This window comes from Acinetobacter sp. (assembly GCF_036659555.1).
Classification (GTDB): domain Bacteria; phylum Pseudomonadota; class Gammaproteobacteria; order Pseudomonadales; family Moraxellaceae; genus Acinetobacter.
On the sequence record NZ_JAVXCI010000127.1, the window covers coordinates 1 to 3,500 of the forward strand.

Genomic DNA, 3,500 nt, shown 5'->3' on the forward strand with positions numbered 1-3,500 from the left:
CCGGCTGCATCCAGCGCGTCAGTTCAATCTGCACATAGCCTGCTGTTCCGGTTAAAAATACAAAGAACAGCACCCAGCCAACCACCAAGCCAGTCCAGGTATGCAGCCAAGCCATGCATTGGCGGAAGCCTTCCTTCATAGCGTGCCCCACGGCTTGAGCAATACCGCCAGCAGGCCTAGGCCCGCAATGCAGCCTAAAGTCAGGCAGAACGCATGCAGCACGCTTTTAATGCTGAATATGGCCAGAATAAAAACCAGCCACACCACAAAACTCAGCTGAAGACCAGCGTATACCGCAAGCGCCAGCTGCTCTGGAAACATCAGGCCAACCACCGGCACGGTTAAGTTGGCTATGCAAAAGCCGCCCAAAGAGGCAAGCAAAATACGCAGCAGCACCCTGAAACGGTAGCCCTGCTGGTCATTAAATTGGAAAATTAAAGGCTTCATTCGTCTATTCACTGCTCACTCGCAGATCCTTTAGCGGGCATTTATAACTAAGACGGATGAAACGCAAAAACAGCTCAATATTTAATGCTGCAGTTTGTAACAATACTTATTGCATTTAATAATGATTATCATTAATATTAATTTTTACTTAAGAAGCGCTCATACCTCCCCCGGATTTGAGGCTTTCTGCTGTCCGCCTTCAGGCTTTTCTATGAATTTGAATGTACAAAAGCAGTTATGGTTCGGCCATGTCTATCAAAGCCACCAAAGCGCTTTACTGTCCTGGTTTAAGCATAAACTCCAGCACCATCATCAGTCTGAAGACTTAAGTCAGGAAGTTTTTTGCCGCGCCCTGAAAAGCAATTACAGCTTTGAGCAGATTAAAGAGCCGAAAGCATGGCTGCTGGGCATCGCCAAGCATGTGATGATTGACCACTGGCGCCATCAGCAAATCGAGCGCCTGTATTTAGAGGCTTTGGCGCATCTTCCTAAAGAGTTTTACCCGTCGGCGGAACATGAAATCTGCATCCGGGAAACCCTGCATCAAGTGCATCAGGTGCTGGAAAAGCTGCCGCAGCGGGCGACTCAGGTTTTTCTGCTGTCGCAGCTGGACGGCCTCACCTACCGCGCTATCAGCGAGCAATTGAATATCTCTGAAGCCACGGTGAAAAGAGACATGAAACTGGCTTTTCTTACCTGCATAAGCCTTTATAATGGCTAAAATTAAACCGCTTCTTTTCAAATTCTATGCCCGCCCCAGAAAAAATTGCTGAACAGATCTTAGATCAGGCCGCCGATTGGCTGGTGACCCTGCATTCCGGCGAAGTGACCGATGAACAGCGGCGGCAGTTTGAGCAATGGAAAAACGCCAGGCCTGAGCACGCCCAAGCAATTCAGCAGGCGGGACAATTAACCGCTGGCATCTCTGCGCTACCCTCAAATTTCCAGCCCAGCGCATTTGCGGATTCAAAGCGGAAATTCAATTCCCTGCTGCAGAAAAACCTGCTGTTCAGCCTGTGCGGGCTGCTGGCCGCCGGCTTGGCGGTTTACTGCCTGCCATGGCAGAAATGGCAGGCGGACTATCAGACTGGCGTCGGGGAAGTCAGAAGCTATGCCCTGCAGGACGGCTCCAAGCTGATTTTGGCCAGCGGCAGCTATGCCAATGTGCGCTTTACAGAAAGCCTGCGGGAAGTTGAGCTGATTGAAGGCGAAGTCTATATTGAAACCGCCAAAGATCAGCGCAAGCGCCCTTTTTTTGTAGAAACGCAATACGGCAGCCTGGAAGCGCTCGGCACGCAGTTTACGGTGCTTCAGGATGATGAAAGCAGAGCCAAAGTAAATGTTTATCAGCATGCGGTGGCCATCCATCCGCGTCATCAGGCGCAAAGCCGGATTATCCATCAGGGCCACCGCGCGGTTTTTGACAGCAGCCGCATTTCCAAGCCGATAGCGCTGACAAATGAGCGCCCGTATTGGACGCAGCATTTGCTGGTTGCGGAAAACTGGCCGCTGAAAAAAGTGCTGCATGAACTGTACCGCTATCAGAAAGGCACTTATATGCTAGATAAGGATCTTCAGGATATTCCAGTTTCCGGAGTCTTTTCACTGTCAGACATACCGCAAAGCCTTGAGGCCTTGGCATTCAGCCATCAGCTCCAGCTCAGCTACTACAGCCCCTACCTGCTGCAGGTGCATAAAAAATAAACGCCAGCGGTTTTAGCCATTGCCCCAAAGGCCTGCCCGCAATTTAATGCGGCTTATTTTCCGCATCCTCCACAGCAAAAAAAGAAAAAATAGATAAAAAAGTGAGCTTTTTTTGACGGCCGCACGACCTATACAGAAATAACGCTCATATGAGAAAGCTCATGAAGGAATACCGAACAAAACATGCTGCGGCAATTGCTGTCCGGGCAGCGCTTTGCGGGCTGCCGCTGGCCGCTGCCGGCTTGACTGCAGCTCCCGCTTTCGCCGCGGCCGGCGCGCACAGCATTTCTATTGCAAAAAGCCCGCTCGATCAGGCGCTTAAGCAGCTGGCAATTCAAACAGGCGCCACCATCAGCTATGACGCCAAGGCGCTGTCCAAAGCTTCCAGCGCAGGCTTAAGCGGCAGCTATTCGGCCGAACAGGCCTTATCCCTGCTGCTGCTGCCTCATCCGCTGAAAGCGGTCAAGCTGGCCAATGGCGGATACAGCATTCAGCCGCAAGCCGCTGCTGCCGGCAGCCAAACGCAAGTCGTGAAACTGGAAACCATTCACGCGCAAGTTCCAAAGCCAGCGGGCAGCGCTGCGTCCGGCGCTCCATCAAATGCAGTGCAGCTGCCGACCATCTCTGTAACTGCATCCTCCGCGCAGCAGACGCATGTAGGCAAGACCGCGCAGAACTTAAAAGAAGTGCCGCAGTCTGTCACGGTCATCTCGCGCGAGCGCATGGACCAGCAGGGCCTGAAAACGCTGGATGATGTCATGCAGCAGACCACAGGCGTTACCCGGGAACAGCAGTGGCTGAAGAACAACTATACTTCACGCGGCTTGACGATTAAGAACATCCGCTACGACGGCGGCGGCGTCTCCGATATTCAGGACCGGAACAGCAGCGCGGACATGGCGCAGTATGAAGCTGTTGAGCTGCTGCGCGGCGCCGACGGCCTCTTTGGCGCCGGTGAGGCCGGAGGGGTAATCAACCTCAGCCATAAGCGCCCGCAGGCGGATGCTGCCTATCAGGCCACGCTGTCGGCAGGCAGCTGGAATAACTACCGGGCTGAACTGGATGCAACCGGCGCCTTAAACGCCAATCAGACCATTCAGGGGCGCGCAGCGGCCGTGCTTCAGGATCAGGACTTTTTCTACAAGCCGACGCATAACCGCCGTGAAATGCTGTATGGCGCGCTGAATTTTGACTTAACGCCGCAAACCCGCCTGTTTACAGGCGCCAGCTACCAAAAAGACCGAACGGAGGCCTTCAATGCCAGCCTGCCCCGCTGGCAGGATGGCGCAGATATTGGATTTTCCCGCAGCACCACAATGGGCGCGCCGTGGAGCTGGATGGAAAGAGAA

At 53.3% G+C, this 3,500-nt stretch carries 5 protein-coding genes; 3 read left to right on the forward strand and 2 right to left on the reverse strand.

The genetic code is table 11. From position 1 onward, the window contains the following. The coding region (locus RSA72_RS13440; RefSeq protein WP_332633337.1) for a PepSY-associated TM helix domain-containing protein at window positions 1–139 on the reverse strand (139 nt) is incomplete at its 3' end. Continuing rightward, on the reverse strand, window positions 136–447 hold the full coding sequence (locus tag RSA72_RS13445; RefSeq protein ID WP_332624082.1) for a hypothetical protein: 312 nt from the start codon (window positions 445–447) through the stop codon (window positions 136–138). The genes RSA72_RS13445 and RSA72_RS13440, both read right to left, overlap by 4 nt. Before the next feature lie 211 nt (window positions 448–658). On the opposite strand from RSA72_RS13445, the gene RSA72_RS13450 reads away from it, so the two are divergent. From RSA72_RS13450 to RSA72_RS13460, 3 genes are all read left to right on the forward strand, one after another. Next, window positions 659–1,168, forward strand: coding sequence for a sigma-70 family RNA polymerase sigma factor (locus RSA72_RS13450; RefSeq protein WP_332624081.1), 510 nt, complete (start codon window positions 659–661; stop codon window positions 1,166–1,168). A 26-nt stretch (window positions 1,169–1,194) separates the two neighbouring features. Next, window positions 1,195–2,151, forward strand: coding sequence for a FecR family protein (locus tag RSA72_RS13455; protein WP_332624080.1), 957 nt, complete (start codon window positions 1,195–1,197; stop codon window positions 2,149–2,151). Between the two features lie 161 nt (window positions 2,152–2,312). After that, a partial coding sequence (locus RSA72_RS13460) for a TonB-dependent siderophore receptor (RefSeq protein ID WP_332633331.1) occupies window positions 2,313–3,500 on the forward strand: 1,188 nt, incomplete at its 3' end.

Excerpts from the sequence above, each read along its gene's own strand:
- RSA72_RS13445 (WP_332624082.1), bottom strand. The coding sequence starts at position 447 with ATGAAGCCTTTAATTTTCCAATTTAATGACCAGCAGGGCTACCGTTTC.
- RSA72_RS13450 (WP_332624081.1), top strand. The coding sequence starts at position 659 with ATGAATTTGAATGTACAAAAGCAGTTATGGTTCGGCCATGTCTATCAA.
- RSA72_RS13455 (WP_332624080.1), top strand. The coding sequence starts at position 1,195 with ATGCCCGCCCCAGAAAAAATTGCTGAACAGATCTTAGATCAGGCCGCC.